20 protein-coding genes are annotated in these 24,823 nt (G+C 67.3%); 4 read left to right on the top strand and 16 right to left on the bottom strand.

The genetic code is table 11. The annotated features are described in order from the left end of the window. Nucleotides 1-18: 18 nt before the first annotated feature. Nucleotides 19-1,794 carry a dipeptide ABC transporter ATP-binding protein gene (locus tag G8760_RS03295; protein WP_166346540.1) on the bottom strand — a complete coding sequence of 592 codons (1,776 nt, stop codon included), beginning with the start codon at nt 1,792-1,794 and terminating at the stop codon, nt 19-21. Between the two features lie 370 nt (nt 1,795-2,164). Between G8760_RS03295 and G8760_RS03290 the strand changes: the two genes are divergently transcribed. Both G8760_RS03290 and G8760_RS03285 read left to right on the top strand, forming a co-directional pair. Then, nucleotides 2,165-3,097 (top strand): methyltransferase family protein, encoded by a 933-nt coding sequence (locus G8760_RS03290; protein ID WP_484549607.1) that lies wholly within the window; start codon nt 2,165-2,167, stop codon nt 3,095-3,097. 14 nt (nt 3,098-3,111) lie between these two features. Next, a complete protein-coding gene (locus tag G8760_RS03285) occupies nt 3,112-4,050 on the top strand; it encodes an alpha/beta hydrolase (protein ID WP_207781966.1) in 939 nt (312 codons plus the stop codon). Between the two features lie 64 nt (nt 4,051-4,114). On the opposite strand, the gene G8760_RS03280 is transcribed toward G8760_RS03285, so the two are convergent. From G8760_RS03280 to G8760_RS03265, 4 genes are all read right to left on the bottom strand, one after another. Further along, a complete protein-coding gene (locus G8760_RS03280) occupies nt 4,115-4,702 on the bottom strand; it encodes a TetR/AcrR family transcriptional regulator (protein ID WP_166346534.1) in 588 nt (195 codons plus the stop codon). A 161-nt stretch (nt 4,703-4,863) separates the two neighbouring features. Then, the gene (locus G8760_RS03275) at nt 4,864-6,519 is read right to left on the bottom strand and encodes an amidohydrolase (protein ID WP_166346531.1); all 1,656 of its coding nucleotides are present in this window, start codon (nt 6,517-6,519) and stop codon (nt 4,864-4,866) included. Nucleotides 6,520-6,589: 70 nt separating this feature from the next. Beyond that, a complete protein-coding gene (locus G8760_RS03270; protein ID WP_166346528.1) occupies nt 6,590-7,459 on the bottom strand; it encodes a molybdenum cofactor biosynthesis F family protein in 870 nt (289 codons plus the stop codon). 12 nt (nt 7,460-7,471) lie between these two features. Continuing rightward, complete coding sequence (locus G8760_RS03265; protein ID WP_166346525.1) at nt 7,472-9,451, bottom strand: primary-amine oxidase; 1,980 nt, start codon at nt 9,449-9,451, stop codon at nt 7,472-7,474. Nucleotides 9,452-9,574: 123 nt separating this feature from the next. Between G8760_RS03265 and G8760_RS03260 the strand changes: the two genes are divergently transcribed. Continuing rightward, nucleotides 9,575-10,372 carry an SDR family NAD(P)-dependent oxidoreductase gene (locus G8760_RS03260; protein WP_246222411.1) on the top strand — a complete coding sequence of 266 codons (798 nt, stop codon included), beginning with the start codon at nt 9,575-9,577 and terminating at the stop codon, nt 10,370-10,372. A gap of 14 nt (nt 10,373-10,386) precedes the next feature. On the opposite strand, the gene G8760_RS03255 is transcribed toward G8760_RS03260, so the two are convergent. The 5 genes from G8760_RS03255 to G8760_RS03235 form a co-directional block, all read right to left on the bottom strand. Beyond that, nucleotides 10,387-11,472: a helix-turn-helix domain-containing protein gene (locus tag G8760_RS03255; protein WP_166346522.1), complete on the bottom strand. Its 1,086-nt coding sequence runs from the start codon at nt 11,470-11,472 to the stop codon at nt 10,387-10,389. Between the two features lie 125 nt (nt 11,473-11,597). Beyond that, entirely contained in the window at nt 11,598-12,464 is an 867-nt protein-coding gene (locus G8760_RS03250; RefSeq protein ID WP_166346519.1) for an ABC transporter permease, read from the bottom strand. Further along, entirely contained in the window at nt 12,461-13,405 is a 945-nt protein-coding gene (locus G8760_RS03245) for an ABC transporter permease (protein ID WP_166346516.1), read from the bottom strand. Before G8760_RS03245 ends, G8760_RS03250 begins: the two co-directional genes overlap by 4 nt. A 34-nt stretch (nt 13,406-13,439) precedes the next feature. Further along, nucleotides 13,440-14,423, bottom strand: coding sequence for an alpha/beta hydrolase (locus G8760_RS03240; protein WP_166346513.1), 984 nt, complete (start codon nt 14,421-14,423; stop codon nt 13,440-13,442). Between the two features lie 62 nt (nt 14,424-14,485). Further along, the gene (locus G8760_RS03235) at nt 14,486-16,129 is read right to left on the bottom strand and encodes an ABC transporter substrate-binding protein (RefSeq protein WP_166346510.1); all 1,644 of its coding nucleotides are present in this window, start codon (nt 16,127-16,129) and stop codon (nt 14,486-14,488) included. Nucleotides 16,130-16,413: 284 nt separating this feature from the next. Between G8760_RS03235 and G8760_RS03230 the strand changes: the two genes are divergently transcribed. Further along, a complete protein-coding gene (locus tag G8760_RS03230) occupies nt 16,414-17,409 on the top strand; it encodes an alpha/beta hydrolase (RefSeq protein ID WP_166346507.1) in 996 nt (331 codons plus the stop codon). A 532-nt stretch (nt 17,410-17,941) separates the two neighbouring features. Here the strand turns inward: G8760_RS03230 and G8760_RS03225 are convergent. The 6 genes from G8760_RS03225 to G8760_RS03200 all read right to left on the bottom strand — a co-directional run bounded on the left by G8760_RS03225 (nt 17,942) and on the right by G8760_RS03200 (nt 24,815). Then, a complete protein-coding gene (locus G8760_RS03225) occupies nt 17,942-18,961 on the bottom strand; it encodes a methyltransferase (RefSeq protein WP_166346504.1) in 1,020 nt (339 codons plus the stop codon). A 41-nt stretch (nt 18,962-19,002) separates the two neighbouring features. Then, nucleotides 19,003-20,076 (bottom strand): alpha/beta hydrolase, encoded by a 1,074-nt coding sequence (locus G8760_RS03220; RefSeq protein ID WP_246222410.1) that lies wholly within the window; start codon nt 20,074-20,076, stop codon nt 19,003-19,005. Continuing rightward, a complete protein-coding gene (locus G8760_RS03215) occupies nt 20,070-21,050 on the bottom strand; it encodes an aldo/keto reductase (protein ID WP_166346500.1) in 981 nt (326 codons plus the stop codon). Before G8760_RS03215 ends, G8760_RS03220 begins: the two co-directional genes overlap by 7 nt. A gap of 32 nt (nt 21,051-21,082) precedes the next feature. Next, nucleotides 21,083-22,954, bottom strand: a complete 1,872-nt coding sequence (locus tag G8760_RS03210) for an ABC transporter ATP-binding protein (RefSeq protein ID WP_166346497.1) — start codon at nt 22,952-22,954, stop codon at nt 21,083-21,085. Nucleotides 22,955-22,995: 41 nt separating this feature from the next. Next, nucleotides 22,996-23,964, bottom strand: coding sequence for an alpha/beta hydrolase (locus G8760_RS03205; protein ID WP_166346494.1), 969 nt, complete (start codon nt 23,962-23,964; stop codon nt 22,996-22,998). Between the two features lie 140 nt (nt 23,965-24,104). Then, nucleotides 24,105-24,815, bottom strand: coding sequence for an ATP-binding cassette domain-containing protein (locus G8760_RS03200; RefSeq protein ID WP_166347967.1), 711 nt, complete (start codon nt 24,813-24,815; stop codon nt 24,105-24,107). Nucleotides 24,816-24,823: the final 8 nt, after the last annotated feature.

Here is a 24,823-nt window from a genome sequence, read left to right as displayed (position 1 = left end):
CACGAATCGGAGCGCCACTCAGCTGTTCCGGCGCTGGTAGTTCGACAGGTCGGGGTTGGCGGCTAGCAGCCGCTGGGTGTACTGGTGTGTGGACGAGGTGCGGATGGCCTCGGGTGAGTCGACCTCGATGAGGTCGCCCTTGTACATCACGCCGACGCGGTCGGCGACGGACAACACCAGGCTGAGGTTGTGCGTGATGAACAGAAAACTGATGTTGTGGCTGCGCTGGAGTTGCAGTAGCAGGTTCATGACCTGCCCCTGCACCGAGACATCGAGCGCCGACGTCGGTTCGTCGGCGACGATCAGCTGGGGAGCGGCCGCGATCGCCCGGGCGATCGCCACCCGCTGGCGCTGCCCGCCCGAGAGCTGGGACGGCAGCCGGTCGGCGCAGTCGGCCGGTAGGCCAACCTCGTCGATGAGTTCGGTCACCCGGCGGCGCAGCGCGGCGCCCCGGGCCAGGCCCAGCTCACGTAGTGGCTCGGCGATGATGCGGGCCGTCGTGTGGCGCGGATCGAGGGAGCTCTGCGGGTCTTGGAAGATCATCTGCACTCGCTGGCGGAAACTCCGCTCGCTGCCGTGCAGGCCGTCCTGGTCGAACCGGTGCTCGCCGAACCGGACGGCGCCACTGGTCGGCGGCTGAAGGGCACTGACGATGCGCCCGAGAGTCGTTTTGCCCGAGCCCGATTCACCGACCAGGCCGAAGAACTCCCCGGGCGGGATTTCGAGCGAGACCTCCTTGACCGCGTGCACCTCCTGTTTGGGCGGCAGCACTCGCGCTAGGGGGCCGCTGCGGCCACCGAACACCTTGGACACCCGGTCGATCACCACCGACGGGGTGTCCGCATCGGCGTCGATGGGTGCCGCGGGTTCGGTGATCCGGACCGTCTCGGTGGCTGACACCCCGGAGACGTCGCCACCTTCCACGGCCGCTTTCAGCATGGCGCTGGAGATGGTGGGGAATCCATCCCGGCGGCGTACGCCGAGCTGCGGCACACACTCCAGCAACGCCCGGGTGTAGGGGTGTTGGGGGGCGGTCAAGACCTCCCGTGCGGTACCGAGCTCCACCAACCGGCCCTGGTACATCACCGCGATGCGATCGGCGATCTCGGCGGCTACACCCATGTCGTGGGTGATGAAGACACACGCGGTCTGGTGCTCCTTCTGCACCCTACGGAACAGCGTCAGGATCTCGGCCTGAGTCGTGACGTCGAGGGCGGTGGTGGGCTCGTCGGCGATGAGCAGGTCCGGGTCCGACATCAGCGACATCGCGATCATCACCCGCTGCTGCATACCGCCGGAAAGCTGGTGGGGATACTGCGCCATGATGTGGTCGGTGTCCGGCAGGCCTACTTCGGTGAGCAGGCTGCGGGCCTTGGCATCGGCCTCGCGGTGCAGCTTGGTGCCTTTACGACTGGCTTGCCGCGGGGCGGTACCCGGACGTCGGTACGCCTCGATCAGTTGCGGGCCGATGCGCTGGCTCGGGTTCAGCGAGTCCAGTGCCTCTTGGAAGATCATCCCGATCCGGGTGCCGCGGTAGGCGCGCATCTCGTCGGCGGTCAGTGTGGTGACGTCGACGCCGTCGACCCTGATCTCGCCGTCGGTATAGACGGGTGCGATGAACTCGAACAGGCGGATGATGGAGAGCGCGGTGACCGTCTTGCCACTGCCGGACTCACCGACGATACACAGGGTGTGCCCATGTTCCAGGTCCACCGAGAGCTCGTGGACGAGTTCTGTCTCGGTTTCATCGGTGACGACACTGATCGTCAGATCTCTGACGTCGAGCAGCGGCATAGCGAGAATTCCCTTCCTGGCGCCAGTCGTAGAGTCGACCAGGGGGTCGATATTCCTACACATGTTGACAGGGCACCCCAGCACTGTCAATGGTTTATTCCACATCTGTAGGAAATCGATATAGACCCCGTTTGACCTGCGTTCTCCGAGCATACGCGCACTTGTGCAGTTATTGTCAACGTCTGTAGACTTTCGTCGCGCAGGTTCCGCCTCGCCACCATCACCGCCACATCACCACCACCATCACCGCCACATCACCACCACCATCACCACCAACAGCAACCGCCCAACAGCACTACAGAGGAGCGTGACCGTGACATCGCCAGCCACCCCCACACCATCCGGCATCATCGACATCGCCGTCAGCTACATGGGCGCCAAGCAACTGTTCGCCGCCAGCCGCACGGGGCTATTCGCCGCGCTCGCCGACGGCCCGCTCACCGCGGCTGAACTCGCCAGCCAGACCGGAGTTCCCCCGACCGTCGCGCGCATCCTCGCCGACAGCATGGCCGCGCTCAACCTCTTGACCCGCTCCGACGGCCGCTACGAACTGACCCCGGAAGCAGCCGCCTATCTCACCGGCCAACATGCCCAGCTCGACCTCGCCCCCTACCTCACCTTCCTCAACGAGATCAGCTACGGGCATTGGCAGCAGTTCGACACCACCGTGGACACCGGCCAGCCCGGAGACCTCGGGATGGACGAGGCCCGCTGGGGCACCTTCCTGGGTGGGGTCATGACGTACAACCGGCTGCACGCCGCGATGCTCGCGCAGCACTTCGACTTCAGCCCGTACCGCGCCATGCTCGACCTGGGTGGGCTCTCCAGCGCCTTCAGCATCGAAGCTATGCGCACCAACGACGCATTGCACACCACATTCGTTTTCGATCCCAAGTTCGCCGACAGTGTGACCAGCGACGTCACCGCGGCGGGACTGGACGACCGCAGCGTCGTCATCGGCGCACCCACCGAATCCGCGGAACCAGTCGGCGAGTTCGACATCGTCATGGTGAACCACGTCATCCACCGGTTCGACGCGGCCCAGAACGTGGAAATCCTCCGGCACGCCCGCGCCGCCGCCACGCCGAACGCCCGCCTGATCCTGCTCGACTTCTACCTCGACGACAACAAGAACCAACGCGCACTCGACGCCCTCCATGCCGGCGAGTACCTGGTGATCGACGGCACCGTCGTGTACCCGGAGTCGGAGGTGCACACCTGGCTGGAGCAGACCGGCTGGCGCCCGGTGGGCACAACGGCCCTGCCCGGCAGCCCACGGATCCTCGTCGCCGACGCCGTCTGAGAAGGAGCTCGACCGTGACCCTCGATCCAGCCGTGCAGACCTTACTCGACGGCATGGCTACCGCCGGCGCCGCGGCACCGCAGCCGGGGCCGGTGTCAGCCCCCGAGATGCGGGCCGCGTTCGCCGCGAACATCACCCTGCCGGACCCGCTCGAACCGGTGGCATCGGTCACCGAGCATCAGCTCCCCGGACCGGCCGGCGACATCAAGGTCCGGGTGTATCTGCCCGAGTCCACCGGTCCGGTGCCGGTGTTCGTCTGGTTCCATGGCGGCGGCTGGACGATTGGTTCGGCGGACGAGAACGAGGTGGCCTCCCGTGCGGTGTGCAACGCCGCCGGGGTGGCTGTCGTGGCCGTCGATTACCGCCTCGCCCCCGAGAACCCGTTTCCGGCCGCACCCGACGACTGCTACGCCGCCGTCTCCTGGATCGCCCGCGAGGGATCCGGCCTGGGCCTGGACTCTAGCCGGATCGCGGTGGGCGGAGAGAGCGCCGGAGGAAATCTCGCGACGGTCGTGTGCCTCATGGCGCGGGACCGTGGAGGCCCGCGGATCCGGGCCCAGGTATCGGTGTGCCCGGTCTACGGCCATCCCGACGACGGGTACCCGTCATACACGTCGTGCGCCTCCGGCTACGGCATGGGCGCCGACGCGATGCGCTTCTTCTTCGAGCAGTATGCCGCCGATCCGGCCGACCTCGACCACCCTTACCTTCTCCCGCTGCGTGCCGCCAATCTCGACGCCCTGCCTCCGGCGCTGGTGATGACGGCCGAGTACGACGTTCTACGGGACGAGGGTGAGGAGTTCGCCCGCAGGCTGGAGCGCGCGGGGGTACCAGTGGAGCTGAGCCGGTATGACGGCCAGATCCACGGCTATTACGGGCTGTACACACAACTGCCGGCGTCGGCCCGCTCACATTCCCAGGCGGCCGCCTTCCTCCGCCGCCAGCTCGCCTAACCCACCCCCTACCCCCATGATCATGAACACTTTGCCGTGCCATGGCACGGCAAAGTGTTCATGATCATGGGGTGGTGAGGCGGTCCATAAACGACTCGATGTGCCGCCGCTGCAACTCGACGGTGGAGAACTGGGGTCCAACCAAACTCATGACGTTGGCCCCGGCGTTGAGCAAGACCATCTCGTCGACGAGTTGCTCGTCGGGGATCGCCGTGACGATGTCGCCGTCTTCGCGCCCCTCGGCGATCAGCTGGTGTAGCTGGGCACGCCACTCTCGAACGTGCTCCAAATACTTCTCGTACAGTTTCGGGTTGGACAGCGACGCGTGCCAGAACGTGAGCAAAACCCGGCCGGCGGTGATCCGTTCCTCGTCGATCGGCATCGCCGCCAAGCACATCGCACGCAGCGCCGCCAGCCCGCGCAACTCACCCAGCTGCACGTAGCTCTTCATCAACTCCAGCGCCCGCTCGTACGTAGCCTGGATGATGTCGTCCTTGCTGGGGAAGTAGTGCTTCAGCGCGCCGTTGGCGAAGCCGGCCGCACTGGCGATCTCGCGCATGGTGGCCGCTTCGATGCCGCCCTTGGTGATCAGCTCCCAGGTGACGTCGACGATGTCACTCCGGCGCTGGTCATGGTCGATGATCTTAGGCACCTGGGCTCCCTGGTACGCGTGATCCTACGTGATCGTATAGCGAGGTTACGTCTACCGACGTAGGATTATAGCGTGTGTTGCGCCCTGCGCAGCGCCCGGATGCTCAACCGTGAGGATGCGGAAGCTGCGTGCTAGTCACCAATCCGGCCACCTGGCACTCATCACCCCCGGTGGGAGAAGACCAATTGACCGGCGAACCATGTCTCCAGCACACGGGTACGCGCGAGCGACGTCACCTCCACCTCGAACGGATTCTGATCGACGACGATGAAGTCCGCGGATTTCCCTGCGGCCAATGAACCCGTCACCCGCCCCAGACCCATCGCCTTGGCGCTGTTGATCGTGAAGACGGCGATCGCCTCCTCCAGGGTGACGGCCTGTTCGGGCCACAACCGCCCCGGGTGCCGGCCAGCCGGGTCGGCCCTGGTCACTAAGCCCTGAATCCCCTCCCACGCGTTCGGCGACTCGCTCACCGGCCAGTCCGATCCACCGGCCACGACCGCACCCGAGTCGAGCAACGCCCGGTTCGGCTGCATCCGGCCGGCCCGCTCCGTCGGCAATACGGTGGCGATGGCCTCCGGGATGACCCCCGGGAACCAGATGTAGGGCGAAATATCCGCGGCCACACCAAGCGACCCGAAGCGGGCGATGTCGTCGGGGTGGACGAACTGCCCGTGAGCGATCTGGAACCCGACGTCGCGGTGGCCTTCGGCCCGCACCACCTCGATAGCATCGAGCGCCGCCCGGACCGCGCCGTCGCCCGTGCAATGGATCTTGACCGACAGGCCGTTCCGGGCTACTTTGCGCAGCCATCCGAGCAGCTCATCCGGGGTCATGGACGTCTCACCGTGGTAGTGGGCGCCATGAACGTCGTCGGGTAGATACGGCTCCAGGAACGCAGCGGTGCGGGTCGGTGGCACCCCGTCCAGGAAGATCTTCACGAAGTCCGGCCGGTGATGGGTGCTCCGGTACTCGTCACCCAAGGCGATGAGGGCATCTCCGATCGGCTGCACCCCGAAGAGCGGATCGTTGATCAGCATCGACGTGACCACCCACGCAGCCAACCGGCCGGCGTCGTCGAGTGACTTCAACGACCGCATGATGTCGACGGACACCCCCGCGTCCTGGAACGCGGTGATGCCGTATGGGTGCAGCATCTCGATGGCCCGCTCCGAGCACCGCAGATGCTGTTCTTCGCTGAACGACTGGGTGGTCCGCACCGCCGCCTCGACAGGTTTGCCGGCCGCCTCGAGGAGCACCCCGGTGAGCTCACCGGTGTCCGAGTCGCGCACGAGCCCACCGTCGGGGTCGGCGGTTGCGTCGTTGAGGCCGGCCAACTCCAGGGCCTTGGTGTTCACCCACCGGTTGTGCCGGCTGTCGTCGTTGAGCATCACCGGGCGCCCACCGGCTGCTTCGTCGAGCACGCGCCGCGCCGATTCCCGCGAGACGGCGTCCACCAGCGTCGATCCCCAAGCCCCACCGAGCACCCACTCGTCCGGACCGAGCCGCGATGCGTGCTCCCGAACCGCCGCGATCACCTCGTCGAACGACGCGTCCGCCGAGAACGTGAGCTCGAACAGGTCAGCTCGCCCGGCCACCGCGTGATGGTTGTGGACGTCGACGAATCCCGGCATCACGAACCGGCCGCCGACGTCACGCACCTCGGTATCGGGCCCCCGCAGTTCGTCGGCCAGCTCGGGACCTCCGACGGCGAGCACCTTGCCGTCGGCGACCGCCAGCGTCGACCCTCGTGGCCGAACGGTGTCCACCGTATGGATGGTCGCGCCGGTGAGGATCAGGTCTGCCGAACGCACCATGTGAACCTCCGGGTCGTATGGTCGACGATCTCGGATCTCGAATGTGGAACGACGAGTCGGTGACCGGTGATCAGGACTCCTGGGCCGCAGCCGGGCCGGCCGGGTCGAGGCCGGGCGGATGCACGGTGGTGCTCAACAACCGGCCCCATGCGCCGAAGGTGAAGTGCGTCGGCGCCTGGCCCGTGCTGTCGAGGCCGAACAGCACTCCATGCGAGCGCAGCCGGTGGGCATCACGGTGGTCCGCGACGGTCACCGAGGCACACGGGATCACCTTCTCCCGCCAGGCGAACACGTAGATGCCGGGCCGCAGCTGGTACGTGGAGTTCTCGTCGGTGTCGGCCAGCCCCAGCTCGGGACCGGACAGGCACTGCCACGTGTACCAGTGCGGACTCAGGTAGACGTGTTCGTAGGCATGTTCCGAGCTGTACACCCAGACCGCCCGCCGCCCCACCAGCGACGTCGTGGGTGCCGGCGCCGGGCCGTTCTCGTCGACACCCCGGATCCGGCCGGCCACAAAAGACTGCGTGACCCGCGGCACCGCCGTCGGGTCGGAGCCGATGGTGGTCACCACGCTGAGTGCGTGCCCGGAGCGCATGTCGAGGAGCAGCGACACCGCGTCACCGGGCCGTACCTGGCTGTGGAACTGCACGTAGTAGAGCTCGTCGTCGACGGCGAACGCCTCGTAGTCGTCCGCCCCCTGCTCGTCGCCGTGCGGGTCGTCGGGCGCGGCGGCATAGTCCCAGTCCACACGGTCCGGACCGAACCGGTGGGTGATCACGGTGCCGCCCGGATTCTCGACGACGACGGTCCGCCCGGCGAGGTCCGCGACCGAGGGACCCTTGTTCGCGTCGAAGCCGGGGGCCAATCCGTCCAGGGGCAGCCATGTCGACGTGTCCGACAGACTCGAGGCCGTCGTCGCAGTGTTGATCGTCTCGCTCATCGGCCCGCTCTCTCAGTGGTCATGGTGGTGGCAGTGGTCGTCGTTGCCCGCCGTAGCACCGTTGCCCGCCGGCAGATCGAGCGCCGGGTTCTGGTCGAGGAAGCCGTACGGGCGGAACAGGAAACCCGAGTAGTCGACCGGCATGATGGGCCAGTCCTCCGGCCTCGGCACGTGAGTGGGCCCGAAGACATGCCACAACACGACGTCGGCCCCGTCCAGGTCGCGGTCGGCTGCGGTCCACGCCGGCAGCCCCGCACCTCCGGCGTGGGCGTTCGGATAATCCCCGGCCGGGTACCGCTCACCTGGGTGATACCGGGTCGCCCATAGGTGTTTCGACGCAAACGTCGCCCGTGCGTGGACCGTCGAGTCCGGCTGCGCCAGTAACGTCGCCGACGCCCTGGGCACCAGCTGGTACGCCGTCGGCTGGCCGACCCGGTTGGTCCGCTCGGCGCTGCGTACCTCCCACACCCGGGCCGTACTCGGATCGGCGAGGCGTTGCGCCTCCTGTTCACGGTGCAACTGCCGCGGGCGCCAGGTGAACGCGTTGCCGTGTGGGTTGTCCGGGCCGGTGGGAATCCCGACGACGTCCACCTCGTACAGGTCGTTCCGGGTACCGTCGACGTCCGCGTCCAGCCGGGCGCAGAACAGGTGTTGATGGACCGGCGCGAACACACCGGGTGCGATCTCCGGAGCGTGCGGGTTGGCCGACCCTGGGTGACCGGCGCCGGCGAACACGATCCCGGTGGCCTTCGCCTCCAGCTCGATCGATCCGTCCAGGTAGAGGTACCAGAAGAAGCCGTAGTCGTAGTTGCCGACGGTGGAGAAGTAGGAGATGACGAGCCTGCGCGAGCGGCGCACCTCGGCGTTGCCATCCAGGTCGGTGTGTTTCCAGAGGATCCCGTAGTCCTCCTCGTGCATACACACCACTTGAGGGATCTTGACCGGGTTGCCGCGGTCGTCGGCGACGAACGCGTCGAAATAGTGGATGACGCCGAGACAGTCGCAGCCGAGCTCCAGCGGGTTGGCGTTCTTGCCCAGGAGGTATTCACCCGCGTCGAAGTAGCTGATCCAGAACCGGGTGGGCGACGTGTCGCCGTAGGGCACCACCATCTCCGGCACCGACGCCCGGTATAGAACTGGCCGGTCCTCGTCGCCGTCGCGGAAGCTCAGCTGATGCAAGACGAGGCCCTCACGAGCGTTGAAACCGACCCTGAACTTCCAGTTCTCCCAGGTCACGGCGGCCCCGTCGACGTGGAAGCTCGGCCCGTCGGGCTGGGTGATCTCCACCTGCTTGAGGCTGGTCCGCGCCGGACCGACCGACGCGGCGTCGTACCGGCCAGGCGCCTTAGGCACCGGTACGTCGCCCTCGTCCTCGATCCGGATGACGCGCCGCTCGGTCAGGTCGATATGGACGATCAGACCTTCGACGGGGTGCGCCCAGGGACTGTCGTTCTCGTCGTCACGCAGGAACGTCAACGACCGGATGATCCGCCGGCCGGCTTCGTCGTCGCGGCCATGGAACCCGGGGGCCAGCGGACTGCAGAAGGCGTGCTCTATCCGGTCGGACAGGCCACGGCGGGTCATAGCGGCACGCCATTCCGGCGACGCCTTGGCGATCGCCTCAGCCCGCTCGTACTCCTCGAACAGGTACTGCGGCTGGCCGTAGGGATATTCGTCGGTCCGCAACGGCGTCCACGACACGATCTCGTTCCGGGTGACCGACACCACCGCCTCGGTGGACTTGCCGGTCGCGGTATCCAGCAAGGTGAACATGATCCGCCGCTCGATCGGGTCACCGTCACCGAACGCGGCCACGGTAGCCTTGTCCGGCTCGACCGGGAGCACCTGCGGGAACCGGACCGACTCGGTCAGCTTGCCGGCGGCGGCCAAGACCGCGTAGCCGACGCGGATCTCCTCCGCGGTGAGCGGATCGAGCGGATGCCGGACCTCGCGAGGTTCGCTCACGCGGCCGGGACCTGAAGTATGCGGCATCGCATTAGTGTCTCCGGGACTTCCGCGCAGGTCGTTGACTCGCAGCGAACATCTGTTGTCGAATGCCGCAGGCCACCATCTACCCGCTGCCCGAGCAGCGCCCCGACCGGCATCATCGGGTCGGTGAATACGGTGCAGGACAAGGTCATCATGATCACTGGCGGCGGTACGGGTATCGGTGCGGCCACAGCCCGCCTCTACGCCGAGGCCGGCGCCCACGTCGTTGTCGTCGGCCGCCGCAAGGAGCCCCTCGACGAAGTGGCAGCGGCCACGGGAGCGGTGGCGGTGGTCGCCGACGCCAGCGAACCCGACCAGGCTCGCGCCGCCGTGGCGGCCACCCTGGAACGGTTCGGCCGGCTCGATGTCGCCGTGGCCAACGCTGGCGGGCACGGGCTTTCGTCGGTCACCGAGACCGACGACGACGAGTGGACCCTATCGCTCAAGTCGAATCTGACCAGCGCATTCATCTTCTGCCGAGCGGCCCTGCCGGCGCTGGTGGAGACCGGTGGGCAGGTAGTGGTCGTCTCGTCGCTGGCCGGGTTGTTCGCCGGGCCCGGCGTCGCCGGCTACACGGTCGGCAAACACGCCCTGATCGGGCTGACCCGCACGATCGCCCGCGACTACGGGCCACGCGGCGTGCGGGCCAACGCGGTCTGTCCCGGGTGGGTCCGTACAGCGATGGCCGACGGCGAGATGACCCGCGCGGGATACGCCGAACCCGACGACGGCTACCGCGCCGCCACCGCCGAGCTGCCCCTGGCCCGCGCGGCCGAGCCGGAGGAGATCGCGTCCATCATCCGCTTCCTCGGTTCATCCGACTCGTCCTACATGACGGGAGCCGTGCTGGTCGCCGACGGCGGGGCACACATCGTCGACGTTCCGACCCTCGCCTTCCTGCGGGGGGAACCAGGCGTGGGGTGAGCGGCGGCTGCTCGTCATCCGAACCGGTTGTGAACCAGGCGTTGTAGGCGCAGGCCGAGCGCTATCCGAGTACGGCCGGCCTGGTTGCGCAGGCTGAAACCCACGACATCCTCCAACTGTTCGCAGCGCGCTTGCACGGTCGAATGATGGACGTTCAGCTCCTGTGCGGCGGCCCGGACGCTGTCGTGGGCGCTGAGCGCCTCCAACGTCGACGCCGCCCACGGCCAGGTGGACGTCACGGAGTCGAGCAACTCCACCTCCGGTATCGGCCCCGGCTGCGCATCCACTCCTGCGGCCAACACCAGCAGCGGCCCCAACTCATCGGCCATGAGAACCGGGGTGCTGGCGCCGGTGAGCCGCAACGCGACGACAGCCGCCCGCCACGACTCCGGCAGTTCACGCACCTGGACCCACGGCCCGACACCGGCCCGCGGCGGGGGTGGAACCGCGGGGCGGCGGGCCGAGGCCACCTCGACGATGGCCTTCACCGGCCCCACCGGGGTGGGCATCACCGTCGACAACGATCGTGCCGACGACGGTGCGTCGTCCGGCGGCACCGCCACCACTCGAGCGGTGTCGGTGTCGGCCAGGTGCAGCCGCACACCGGCGCGGTGCCGCTCACCCGGCAGCGCCGACGCGTCCAACAGGATCTCGACTCCGGCACCGCGGTCGACCGGAATGGCGCTCTCGGACCGTTCGATGGTCATTCTCAGGCCCCAGGCGAGACGTTCGAGGACCATCGCGTCGTTGGCGTGTGGTGTTCCCATACGTTCGATCCAGACCCAGGCGTCGTCGGCGTACCCCAAGGACTGGGCCGGCCAGGGGTGATCCGCAGCCAACCCGGACGTCGCCGTGCGGTTGCCGGTCTCGTCGACCCGCATCTTGATCCGTCGCCCCGGATAGACCACCCCGGCCGCGCTGCCGGTCAAGATGGCGGCTCCACGGAGAAACGCTTCGATGCCGGCATGGCCGTCGACCAACGAGTCGAAGTAGACGATGACCTTCAGGCTCGCGCTCGCATCTGGGTCGAGCGTGGTCAGCCGGCCGACAAGCTCCTCCATGAAGATCTCCAGGTATCTCGCGATGGGGAGGTGTGGCATCACCGTACGCTGGGGTGTCCCGGCCGTCGAGACCATAACGACAGGTTCGGTCTGAGATACCAGACCTTGGAACGACGGACCGGACGTCCGTGGCCGCAGTCGCCCGGCCCGGCCCGGGCCGGGCATCAGGCCCGGATCCGACCGAGACTCCGTAGCCTCCGCTGCTCCAACAGGAACCGCGCCCGGGGATCGACGAACGCCCGCAGGCTGCTGCCAGCCAGGTTGAGCAGAAAAACGAACAGCGCGATGGCCAACCCTGGAAGAACCACCAGGGTGGGCCGCTGCAGCAGGTACGCGCGCCCCTCGGCCACCATGTTGCCCCAGGTGGCCGTCGGAGGTGAGATGCCCAGTCCGAGGAAACTCAACGATCCGTCGATGAGCATCGCCCCCGCCGACAAGAGCACACACTGCACCACGGCCAGCGGCAACGTATGCGGCAGGATATGTACCCGCAAGGTCTTCCAGGCGCCCATCCCCGACACTCGGGCCGCCCGTACGTACGTCCGGTTCGCTAGTCCCAGGACCCGGCTCCGGATGATCCGCGCCGTGTACGGGGTAAAGATGATGGTCACCGCCAGCAGTGCGCTGAGCGGCCCCGGCCCGATCACCACGGCGAACACGATGGCGAGGATGATCGACGGGAACGCCATCCAGGCGTCCACGATCCGCATGACGACGGTGCCCGTTCGGACGAAGTAGCCGGCCACGAGACCGATGAACGTTCCAAGGGTGGCGGCGCACACGGTGATCAAGAAGGTCATTCCGATCGACACCCGGCCGGCCGACATCATCCGGCTCAACACGTCGCGACCGTACTTGTCCGTGCCCATCGGGTGCTCCGCGGACATCCCCAGTAGGCCGCTGCCCGGATCGGTGGTGTTCGGGTCGGGCAGGAAAAACGGCAGGACAACGACCATCAGCACGATCGCCGCGATCGCGCCCCCGGCGACGGTGAGCGTCCGGTTCCGGCGCGCGAACCCCACCACTCTCATGCCACCCTCACCTTCGGATCGGCCAGCGAGTACGTGAGGTCCACCAGCAAGTTGACCGCGACGAAGAGGAACGCGATGAACAACACCCCGCCTTGGATCAGCGGGAAGTCGCGGGCGTACACCGCACCCAGCAACAACGTGCCGAGTCCAGGAATGACGAAGATGCTCTCGATGACGACCACCCCGCCGATGAGCGAGGCGAAACTGAGCCCCACCGTGGTGAGGACCGGCAGTAACGAGTTCGGCAGCACGTGCCGGATCGCAATCCTCGTCTCCTTGATCCCCTTAGCCCGCGCGGTCCTCAGGTACAGCTGGGTCAGCTCACCCAGCACACTCTCCTCCATGGTGATGGTGAAGAACGCCGTCTGCCCGATGACCAGCACCGCCACCGGCAGGACGAGTTCGGTCAGGGCCATCCCCGGGTCGTCCAGCACCGGGGTGTAGCCGCTGGTCGGAAACCACCCCAAGGTCAAGGCGAACAGGAAGATCGCGATCAGCGCCATCCAGAAGTCCGGCAGCGCCAAACCGAACTGCACCCCCCGGTTGACCGTCCGGGCCAGGAAGCTGCGCGGCCGGACCGTGACCCACGTGATGATCGATACCGTGAGGAGCATGCTGACCACGGTGCTGGCCACCGCCAGGGTCAACGTCGGAACCACGTGACTCAGGATCAGGTCCATGACCGGCGCCTGAAACCTGATCGAGGTACCCAGATCACCGACCAATGCGCTGGTGATCCAATGACCGTACTGCGACAACACCGGCCCACCGAGCCCGAGGTCCTCACGCAACCGCTCCAACTGCTCCGGCGTCGCCCGCGTCCCCAGCAACACCTCCGCGGGATCGCCCGGAATGGACCGGAGCAGGAAGAACAGGAACGTCCCGACAACAACCATGATGACGAGCAGGTCACGCAAGCGGCGCAGGACCACCATCGCCATGGCTCCACCTCCCGAACCGGGTCCGGATCACCGTCTACAGGTCGAGCACCCGCATGATCCACGAGGTACGCGCCGCCTGCGCGGCCCGGCAGATCGTGGACTCCGGGAGATCCGTCGTGAAGCCGTGGTACGCCCCCGCCCAGACGTGCAACTCCGCCTGGCCTCCCTCGGCCCAGATCCGCGACGCATAGTCCACCGCCTCGTCGCGGAACACCTCACACTCACCGACGTCGATAAACGCTGGTGGCAGTGCCGACAGGTCGCGGGCACGGGCTGGCGCGGCATACGGAGACACGTCGGATCCACCAGCATCGTCGCCGAGCAAGAAGCGCCAACCCCAGTGGTTGGCCGCTCCGTCCCACCCCGCCATGTGATAGTGCTGCCGGGCCGACACGGTGTTGTTGCGGTCGTCCAGCATCGGGCAATACAGCGCCTGGCCAGCGATGGCCGGCCCACCGCGATCCCGCGCCAGCAACGCCACCCCAGCCGCGATCCCACCGCCCGCGCTGGCCCCGAGCACAAGCACCCGTCGAGGGTCGATACCGAGGTCAGCAGCGTTCTGCGCGGTCCAGACCAGCCCCGCGTAGCTGTCCTCGACCGGCGCCGGATGCGGATGCTCCGGTGCCAGACGGTACTCCACGGACACCACCGTGATCCCGTGGGCATCCACGAGATCGACGAGCGCGTCCAAGAAGAGGAACCTGGTGCCCATGTACATGCCGCCACCGTGGATGTAATACACCGCGGCGGGTGTGGTGAGCCCGGCGGCCGGCCGGATCACGGCGATCGGCACACCGGGCTCCCCCGGAGGTCCGGGCACCACCCGGTCCTCCCACACCACCGCCCGCCCGGCGATCACCTGGTCCAACGGTGGTGTCACGTCGAGGTCCCAGGCACGCTTGGCTAGGTACGTGTCCGGCCCCAACGGCTCGGAGCCGCCAGCCCGTCGCTCCAGGTAGAGCGGCCGCAGGTCTCGGTCGAGCTGCTCAGGATCGAACGGTGGGTAGGTGGTGGACAACGGATCCTCCTCAGGGCCGAGACGGCATAGTGAGCCACTTACGGTTCGACGCCAGGATCGAGCTACTCACTCAGCCAGACGTCGGCGAAGTACAACGCGTAGCCGTCGTAGCCCCGGACCTTGTCGGAGAAGGCCACGAACGGCTTCGACTGGTACAGCACGATGCTCGCCTTGTCCTGCCACGCCAGCGCCTGGATCTTGTCCAACGCCGAACGGACGTCCTCGTCGGTAGCGGCAGCGTTGTACTCCAGCAGCAGCGCGTCCATCTCATCCGACTGGTAGTTTGCCGCGTTCAGCCCGTCCACCTGATCGCTGAACTGTGGCACCGGCGGCAGCCCGAGGTCGAACAACGGACATACGTCCCAGCTGGTCGGGTCCTGTAGCTTGTCGAGCATCGTGCCGAAGTCGTAGGCCTCGATAGTCGACTCGATGCCGATCTGGCGTAACTGATCCTGCGCCAACACCGCCCACTCACGGAACTGCGGGAACTCCCCGGTGGTGACGAACTTGATGGTGTCGCCCTCCTGGACACCGGCCTCGGCGAACAGCTCCTTGGCCCGTTCCGGGTCGTGCGCACGGTACTCGGCCTCGCCCGCGTCCGAGTAGAGGTCGCTGCCTTCCATCGCCAGGGCACCCGATGCGATCGTGAGGTCCGGGCTGCCTCCGATCGCCTCCATGATCGCCTGTTTGTCGAGCAGCAGGTTCAGCGCGTCCCGCGCCCGCGGATCCGACATGACCGACTCCGGGTTGTGGTTCAGGTACATCGCGTTGATGTTGGCGTTAGCCCTCGTCAACACCTCGATGCCGGACTCGGCCTTGAGCATGTCGTAGTTGTCTTCGGTTGGCTGCGCCACATCCCACAGGCCCGTCTTCAACCCGTTGACGACGGCGTCGGCATCCGGCACCACCTTGAACGTGAGCGAATCCAGATACACCTCGTGCGCCCCCGCATATCCGCTGACCTCACCCGTCGGCGGCTGATACTCGTCGTTACGCACCAGCACGATCTCATCCGGCGTCCACGACTCCAGCTTGTACGGCCCGGTGCCAATCACGTCGTCCTTGCCGAACCCCGACGCGTCGGAAGACCGGGCGGTGTCCGCCTTGACAACACGCGATCCGGGGCTGCTCGCGATGAGGTTGACGACGTGGAACGGCGACTCCAGTTCCATGACGACGGTGCGCTCGTCGGGGGCGCTGAGCTCGGTGACGATCGTGCCGAGCGAGTCGGCGTAGGAGCTGTACTCCAACCAGTACTCGAGACTCGCCGCGACGTCGTCGGCGGTCATGGGTGTGCCATCCGAGAAGGAGATCCCGTCGCGCACGGTGAACGTCCAGGTGAGGCCGTCGTCGCTGAGGTCATACGATTCGGCCAGCACCGGAGTCGGCTTGTTGTTCACATCCGTCTGAAACAGACTCTCGAACACGTGATACGTGACCACCGTCGTGCTCACATTGCCGCTGACCACCGAATCCAACGAGCCCGGATCCTGGGGGATCTGAACGGTGAGATTGCCTCCTCGAACCGGCTCACCGTCGGGTGCGGGTGGCCCCGCCGCACCGTCGTCGGAGCTGCCGCCGGAACCATCTCCGCCGCCGTCGGAACCATCGGAGCCGTTCCCGCCACACGCAGCGACCAGCACCACCGCTACGGCGGTCACCGCCAGCCACCCGGACGCCCGGCTACGCCTCGACCATCGACTCATGTGGGTCTCCTCCGCTCTCGAACCTGTGTAGCGGTGTACGTGATGAGAACCTCTTGTACGTCCTCGAAAGAGATCGGCACGTCTCACAGACGTCGTCGGCACGTCTCACAGACGTCGTCGGCATGTCTCGAAAGAAGTCGTCAGGCTAGCCAGCCACCGCCGCACCCTGTACCGCCACCGCTTCGCAGCCTCCGCCCGATTGAGAGCCAACTGGCGGTTACCCCCGGTCAGCGTCCTGGCCACCATGAATGACATCGCAACCGCTCACGAGAGCCGAGGTATCGATGCCGGCGCAGCGCGTACCGTACGACCCCGAGCTGATCCCTGCCCTTCACGCCAGCAAGCAGCGCATGGAGCCGGGGCCACTGACCCCCCACACCATCCTGGACACCCGCCGCCGGTTCCGCGGCTTCGAGATCCCGCTGCCTGAGCTGATCGGTGACCGCCCGATCCAATGGACCGATCACACCGTTCCCGGACCACCCGGCGCACCAGACGTCGTGGTCACCGTGCTGCGCCCGCAGGGGCCGACCGGGGGAGCAGGGATCTACAACATCCACGGTGGCGGCATGATCCTCGGCAGCCGGACGGGCGGGCTGGTCAACCTGCTCGACATGGTGGTCGACCACGGCGTCGTCGTCGGGTCGGTCGAGTACCGCCTCGCACCGGAAGCGCCACATCCAGCACCAGTAGAGGACTGCTACGCAGGACTCGTGTGGATGGCCGGCCACGCGGCAGAGCTCGGTTTCGATCCCGCCCGCCAGGTGGTGATCGGTGCGAGCGCCGGAGGCGGCCTAGCTGCCGGAGTGAGCCTGCTGGCCCGGGACCGCGGTGGCCCGGCGTTGGCCGGACAAGGCCTCATCTGCCCGATGATCGACGACCGAAACAACACCGTCTCAAGCCACCAATACGCCGACGTCGGGCTCTGGGATCGGAGCTACAACCATGCCGGATGGACAGCGCTGCTGGGCTCCGCGCGCGGTGGACCAGATGTTTCGCCGTACGCCGCCCCGGCCCGCGCGACCGACCTATCCGGCCTGCCGCCGGCGTACATCGAGGTAGGTTCGGCGGAGGTGTTCCGGGACGAGAACGTGGCGTATGCGACCCGGATCTGGGCCACCGGCGGCCAGGCTGAACTGCATGTCTGGGCTGGTGGATTCCACGGCTTCACGTCCGTGCCCGAGGCCAGGGTGGCACAGGCCGCGTTGGCCGCGCGCCGCTCCTGGCTGGAGCGCATCCTCCACCCCCGTTGTGCACCTGATCTCCGTTTTGTCACCTGATCTTTCTCGTGGGAGCGATCAGGTGTGCTGAACGGCGGGGATCGGCGCGGTCTGGGCATCTGATCGCGTCTCAGAGTGCGGACGCGCGGCGATCAGATGCATCGATCATGGTTTTTGGCTGGGTTGGTGCATCTGATCGTCGCCGGGAGGGTGGGCCACAGGCGGGGTGTGCCGACGGTGCCGTGGCACGGCGGCGCGTGGCTCGTTGAGGTGTTGTGCGTGGCACGGTGAAACGTTGCTCACGTGGGCGGTATGTCCGAGTTTGTGGAACACCTCAGCGTGCCATGCCGGATGCTCGGTCGGGCCGTAGCGCCGACCGCCTGCCTATGGGTCGCTTCGGTGTGCGACGACGATGCCCGCCTGGTCTGCCACTCGACACCCCGGAGGCGACAACGATCAGATGCGCTAACCCGCGTTCATGTGTCAGGCAACGCATCTGATCGCCGCGCGTCCGCACCCTGAGACGCGATCAGATGCCCAGACCGCGCCGATCCCCGCCGTTCAGCACACCTGATCGCTCCCACGAAAAAGATCAGGTGACAAAACGGAGATCAGGTGCACAACGGGGGGAGGTGGCGCTGGCGACGATGGCGCGTGGGCCGCCGGGCAGTACCGCGGTGTGCGTCGGCCGCCAGCCGGTTCCGGACAGCCACGCCTCGACGTCGCCCAGTGGGTAGGCAATCGTCCCGTCGATCACGAGATATTCGGCAGCGTGCATGGCATCCAGGATGCGCTGCCTGGGGTCCGCGTCGAGAAAGAAGTCGACGATCACCAGCGTCGCTTCGGGCGCCGCCGCGGCACGTGCACGGGCCAGGATCGCGGTGTTCTGGTCAGCGGTGAAACGGTGCACGCAGTGGTTGAGGAGTACAACGTCGTACCACCCCGCCGGGGTGGCGGTCACGGTATCCGCGGGCTCGAACCGGGATCGGCGGCCGAGCCCGGCGGCGTCGACGGCGGCGCGGATGGACGGTGTCTCGTCCTCGGTGTAGACGAACGTCGTTCGCAGGTCCGGGTTGGCCGACATGGCTTCGATGGCGAACCACGGGCTCTGCCCGCCGAGGTCCAACATCGTCCGGAACGGGGTGAAGTCGAACTCGCGGGCGAGCATCGCCGCGTGGAGCTTCTGGAAGGCGCCGATGCCGGCTCCGATCAGCTCCGGCTCGATCCCGTCCAGGTCGAGTACGCCTGGCCGGCCGGATGCGACGGTGGTCTCGAACTGGAGCCACTGCGGGTAGCTGACCGCGTCGAGGAAGGTGAGGAACTCCCCGAGGTCAAGCGCGGCGCCCCCACTGAGGTGCGTGTTCGCGGCCCGCCCGTTGCTGTAGCTGCCGTCGTTTCGTTCTAGCAGTCCCACCGCGTTCATCGAATCGGCGAGGATGCGCACCACTCGTTCTTGGAGACCAAGTTCCTCGGCTAACTGCGCCGCGGTTCGTGGTCCTGCTGCCAGTGCCTGGAACAACCCGCTTTTCTGGGCAGCGACAAGCTGCTTGGCGGCCATGTAGCCGGTGGCGATGGTGACGAGTTGCTCGACGTCGGCTTCTGGGCTGGTCATGCGGATCTCCTTCGCGTTGGTTGGCGACGCGACGGGTGCTGTCACGTCGCGAACATCCGAGCCAGCCAGGATCGACGCACGGCCAGGGCGGCCTTGGACACATGGGCGTACGGCATCACGCTGCTGAATCCGTGGAACGCCCCAGCCCATACGTGCAGCTCTGCCTGCCCACCGGCGGCCCAGATCCGGCTGGCGAAATCGACGCTTTCGTCGCGGAACACCTCAGCCGCGCCAACCTCGATGAAGGCCGGTGGCAGGCCCTCAAGATCGGTGGCCCGAGCGGGCGCGGCGTAGGCTGGCACGTCTGGCCCACCCCGGGCGTCGCCGAGCAGTGCGGTCCACCCGGTTTCGTTGAAGCCGCCGTCCCAGAGGCCCAGCGCGTAGAACTGACGGGTGGAGATGGTGTTGTTGCGATCGTCGATCATGGGGCAGATCAGCATCTGACCGGCCACCGCGGGCCCGCCTCGGTCGCGCGCCATGAGGGCTATCGCCGCGCCGAGGCCTCCTCCGGCGCTGCCGCCTCGGATCACCAGACGCGCCGGATCGATGCCGAGTTCGGCAGCGTGGTCGACGGTCCATAACAAGCCGGCGTAGCAGTCGTCGACAGGAGCGGGATGGGGATGCTCCGGTGCCAGCCGGTACTCCACGGACACGACGACGGCGCCGAAATCGACGACGGCGTTGACCAGATTGTGTGAGTCGCCGAAGCGGGTCCCCAGCACCATTCCGCCGCCGTGGATCGCATACATTCCGGGCGCCCTGCGGGTACCTCCCCGCGGCCGGAGCACGAGAACGGTCAGGTCAGGAGCGCCGGGCGGGCCGGGGATGACCCGGTCCTCATATTCGACCGGCCGCCCGGCGATGACTTCGTCGAGCGATTCGGCCGACTCGGCTAGTCGCTCCCGGTACGACGGGATCGTGCGGGGCCCCAACGGCTCGAACTCGATCTCGGCCTTGAACAGGGCGAGGGCCGCGCGTAGCTCTGGATCGAACGGCACCGGTCGCGGCGCCCGATCCGAAGATCCGGCACCGTCGCTCGCCCGCGCCGGAGCCCGGTCGTTCTTCCCTGTCCACGTCGAGCGGGGCGCGGCCCCGGACGGGTTGCTGGTTACCACGCGTAAGCCTCCGGGGCTTCCCCACCGGGCCCGGGCCAGATCTCGTCCAGCTCGGTCAGGGTCTCGGCGTCGAGTGAGATGTCGAGCGCCCGCAACGCCCCGTCGAGCTGCTCACCCGTGCGTGGCCCGATGATCGGCGCAGTCACGGCCGGTTGATGGAGCAACCAGGCGACGGCCAGCTCAGCGGCGCCGACGCCGAGCCGCGCGGCTAGTTCTTCGTATCGCTCGACCTGACGCCGCCGGTCGGGTGTCATTGCCTCCGCGGCCCGCGCTGACCGCGACCGGTCCGGTTTGCCCAGAATGCCGCCGAGGAGCCCGCCGGCGAGTGGAGACCATGGCAGGATGCCGATCCCATAGTGTTGTGCGGCCGGCAGGACCTCTAGTTCGACGGTCCGCGCGGCGAGGTTGTACAACGACTGTTCCGACACGAGCCCGACGTGCCCCGCCGTCCGCGCCAACTCCTGGTCCTGCGCGAGATGCCAACCTGCGAAGTTCGACGAGCCAACGTAGACGATCTTGCCTTGCTGGCGGAGCACACCGAACGCTTCGTAGATCTCCTCCACTGGAGCGTCGCGCACGATGTGGTGCATCTGGTAGAGGTCGATGTAGTCGGTGTTCAACCGGCGTAGCGAACCCTCGATGGCGTGCCGGATGTGGACCGCCGACAACCCGGCGTCGTTTGGTCCGGTTCCCATCGGGCCGTGCACCTTGGTAGCCAGCACCACCTGTTCGCGGTGTGCTGGTCCGCGGGCGGCCAGCCATCGTCCGAGGATTTCTTCCGACTGCCCATAGTGGTCGCCGAATGGGCCGCTGCCATAGACGTCGGCGGTGTCGATGAAGTTGACACCAGCCTCGACGGCCTGATCGAGAATGGCGTAGGACTCCTTCTCGGACACCACCGGGCCGAAGTTCATCGTGCCGAGACACAATCGGCTGACCCGCACGGCCGACCGGCCGAGACTGGTGTACTCCATGGTGACGGTTCCTTTCGTCCGGCCCGGCAGGGTCACCGCGGAACCAGCGAGAGAGCCGGGTTGGCGGCGATGAGCGTGCGCGTGTACTCGTGTCGCGGCGCCGCGATCAACGTCTCGGGATCGGCGACCTCGACCAACCGGCCGTCCTTCATCACGCCGATCCGGTCGGCGATGGACAAGATCAGGCTGAGATTGTGGGTGATGAACAGGTAACTGAGGCCGCGTTCCCGGCGTAGTTCCAGCAGCAGATTCATGACCTGTCCTTGGACGGATACGTCGAGCGCTGACGTCGGCTCGTCGGCCACGATGAGCTGAGGTTGCGGGGCGATCGCCCGAGCGATGGCCACCCGCTGCCGCTGCCCACCGGACAGTTGCGAGGGCACCAGGTTCAGCACGTGCTCGGGTAAACCAACCTCGTCCAGGAGCATCCGTACCCGCTCGGTGCGCTCTGTGCGTCGTAACGACGTCAGTTCCACGAGCGGCTCGGCGACGATCCGTTCGACGGTGTGCCGCGGGTCGAGTGAGCTCTGCGGATCCTGGAAGATCAGTTGTACCTGGCGGCGGAAGGCCCGGACGTCGCCGCTGAGTCCCTTCGCCGTATGTTCGAACGACGACGCCGGTGCCCCGCGTGGGAGGTCTTCGTCGCCCGCACTCGGCATTAGCCGCGACGAACCCGACGTCGGATCCTCCAGCGCGGCGACGACCTGCCCGAGTGTCGTCTTTCCACTACCGGACTCACCGACCAAGCCGAAGAACTCGCCAGGCCGGATGGTGAGGGAGACGTCGTCGACAGCGTCCAGCCGTTCACTTCGGCGCAGCCCCAACATCCCGCCCCGACGCCCCCGCACCAGGAACGTTTTCTTCAGCCGATCGACGACGAGGAGGGGCGGATCCTCGTCGCGGTTAGGTTCGGCAACCGGGGCGGCCGCGGCGGGCGAGAGGACAGGGCCGTCACCTGGGTTCCAGCACGCTGCCTGGTCGAGCGGGTCAGGTCCGGGGGTCAGGTCCGGTTCGGTGGAGGTACACGCGGTCACGACGTGCTCACACCGCGGCGCGAACCTACATCCGGGCAGGTCCGCTCCTGGACTCGGGACGGCGCCAGTGATCGACGGCAGCCCCGCCGTGCGGCGGACACCGGCATGCGGCACACACTCCAGCAACGCCCGGGTATAACGATGTCGCGGGGCGGACAGTATGTGTTGGGCGGCGCCCACCTCCACCAGCCGGCCGGCGTAGAGGACGGCGATCCGGTCGGCGATCTCCGCCGCAACCGCCATGTCGTGGGTGATGAAGACACAACCCATCTGATGCTGTCGCTGTACTTTGCGGAACAACGTCAGGATCTCCGCTTGGGTGGTGACGTCGAGCGCGGTGGTCGGCTCGTCGGCCAGGAGCACGTCGGGGTCGGACATCAGAGCCATCGCGATCATGACCCGCTGTTGCATTCCCCCGGAGAGCTGATGTGGGTAGGAACTCATGACGCGGTCGACGTCCGGCAGGCCGACCTCGGCCAGCAACTCCCGGGCGCGCCGCTCGGCCCCACGGTCCGACCGGCGCGCTTCGACCAGTTGGCTGCCGATGCGCTGCGACGGGTTCAACGAGTCGAGCGCCTCCTGGAAGACCATCCCGATTCGACCGCCGCGGAACGAACGCATCTGCTCCGGGGTGAGTTCGGTGAGGTCGATGCCCTCGAGCCGGATCTGTCCGGTGGTGTGCACGGGGGCGACGAACTCCAACAGCCGAATGATCGACAAGGCGGTGACGGTTTTGCCGCTGCCGGACTCGCCGACGATACACAACGTCTGGCCCGACTGCAGGGTCAGTGACAGCTCGTGGACCAGTTCGATGCCCCCGCCCGCCGTCGAAACCTCGATGGACAACCCGTCGATCTCGAGCAGTGTCACCGGCCGGCTCCTTCCGTCGTTCCTAGTTCCCTGCGTGGGAACTAGAGATCTAGGACGCGCCGCAACCACGACGTGCGGGCGGCGAGTGCGGCTCGGGACACCGCGGCGTCGGGCACCACCATCTCGAAGCCATGGCAGCCTCCGGCCCAGACGTGCAATTCGGCCTGCCCGCCAGCGGCCCAGATCTTCGAGGCATAGGCGACGTCCTCGTCTCTGAACAGCTCGGCGGCACCCACCTCGATGTAGGCCGGCGGCAGGCCGGAGAGATCTGTCGCTCGCGCCGGCGCGGCGTAGGGCGACACGTCCGGCCCGCCACGGGCGGTTCCGAGCAGACTGTCCCAACCGGTGTGGTTGCTGGTTCGATTCCACGGGCCGTCGTCGTCGTACTGCCGGCTCGACACCGTCTCGTCGCGGTCGTCGATCATCGGGCACAGCAGGATCTGCCCGGCCAGGCCCGGGCCACCGCGATCACGGGCGAGCAGGCTGACCGCGGCGCTCAGCCCACCACCCGCGCTGCCTCCCATGATCACCAGCCGCGCGGGGTCGAATCCCCATTCACGGGCATGCTCCGACATCCAGCACAGTCCGGCATAGCAGTCTTCCACCGGGGCCGGGTGGGGGTGCTCCGGTGCCAGCCGGTAGTCCGGCAGTGCCGCCACCAGGCCGAAGTCGACGACCCAGCTCAGCACCCGATCGATGGCCTCGAATCGGGTGCCGACCACCATTCCACCGCCATGGACGTGATACAGCCCGCCACTGATCGGTCGGTCAGCTGGCCGAAGGATGGACACCGTCAGGTCGGGGGCACCGGCCGGGCCCGGGATGCTCCGGTCCTCGAATTCCACCGGCCGGGCGCCGACCCACTCTGCCAATGTTTTCTGGTAGCCGTCGCCTCTGGCCCGGTGCAGGTTCGCCGGGGTCATCCGCCCGTCCTGCCGGACGCGTTCGATCACAGCGTCGATGGCGGGCAGCAGCTCGGGATCGTATGGAACGGGGGTGACCGATGTCATCGACTGCGCCCTCTTCTCTGCCGTGTCACCGCGGCTGGCCCGCACCCACATGCTGGCCGCCGGTCCACCGTCGTCGGTACCGCCACCAGCCCGCAGATCGGCGCCGCCTGACCTCCACCTGGCGGTGGTGCCGCGACCACTTACTGCCGGGGTGCGTCGGCGCCTCCGAGATACGCGGCGTGCAACAGCTCGGGCGCGTTCAGCAGTTCCTTCGCCTGGCCTTGGTACGTCACCCGGCCGGAGGAGACGACGAGCGCCTCGCGGGCCAAGCCGAGCGCGAGGTGGGTGAATTGCTCCACCAGCAGGATGCCGACCCCCTGTTCGGCGAAGCGGCGAACCATCGGCAGCAGCCGCATGAACACCACTGGTGCGAGACCCAATGACATCTCGTCGATGAGCAGAAATGCCGGCCGGGACACAAACGCCCGCGCCAAGACGACCATCTGTTGCTCACCGCCGCTGAGGAGTTCCGCCGGGGAGTCCCGGCGCTTGTCCAGCTCCGGGAACATCTCCAACGCACCCTCGATGTCCGCCGGTTCGCGGGCGGTCAGGCGCAGGTTCTCGACGACGGTCAGCCCGGGAAAGATCGCTCGGCCCTGCTCGATGTGGACCAACCCGAGCCGCGCCCTGGCCACCCGGGACAGCTTCGTGATGGGTGTGCCGCCGACCGTCACCGAGCCGCTGGTCACGGGGATCACCCCGGATAGCGCCTCCAGAAGACTGGTCTTGCCGGCGCCGTTCGGTCCCACGAGGGCGGTGACGGTACCCGCCGGGACCGTCAGGCTGACGTCGCGGATGACGGGTCCAGCGCCACGTGCCACCGTCACGCCGGTCAACTCCAGGGTGTTCACCGCACCGT

Origin of the sequence: Phytoactinopolyspora limicola, assembly GCF_011320225.1 — a bacterium.
Taxonomy (GTDB): domain Bacteria; phylum Actinomycetota; class Actinomycetes; order Jiangellales; family Jiangellaceae; genus Phytoactinopolyspora; species Phytoactinopolyspora limicola.
Note: the sequence above shows the minus strand (reverse complement) of the source record. Positions and strands in the feature narration are given on the sequence as shown.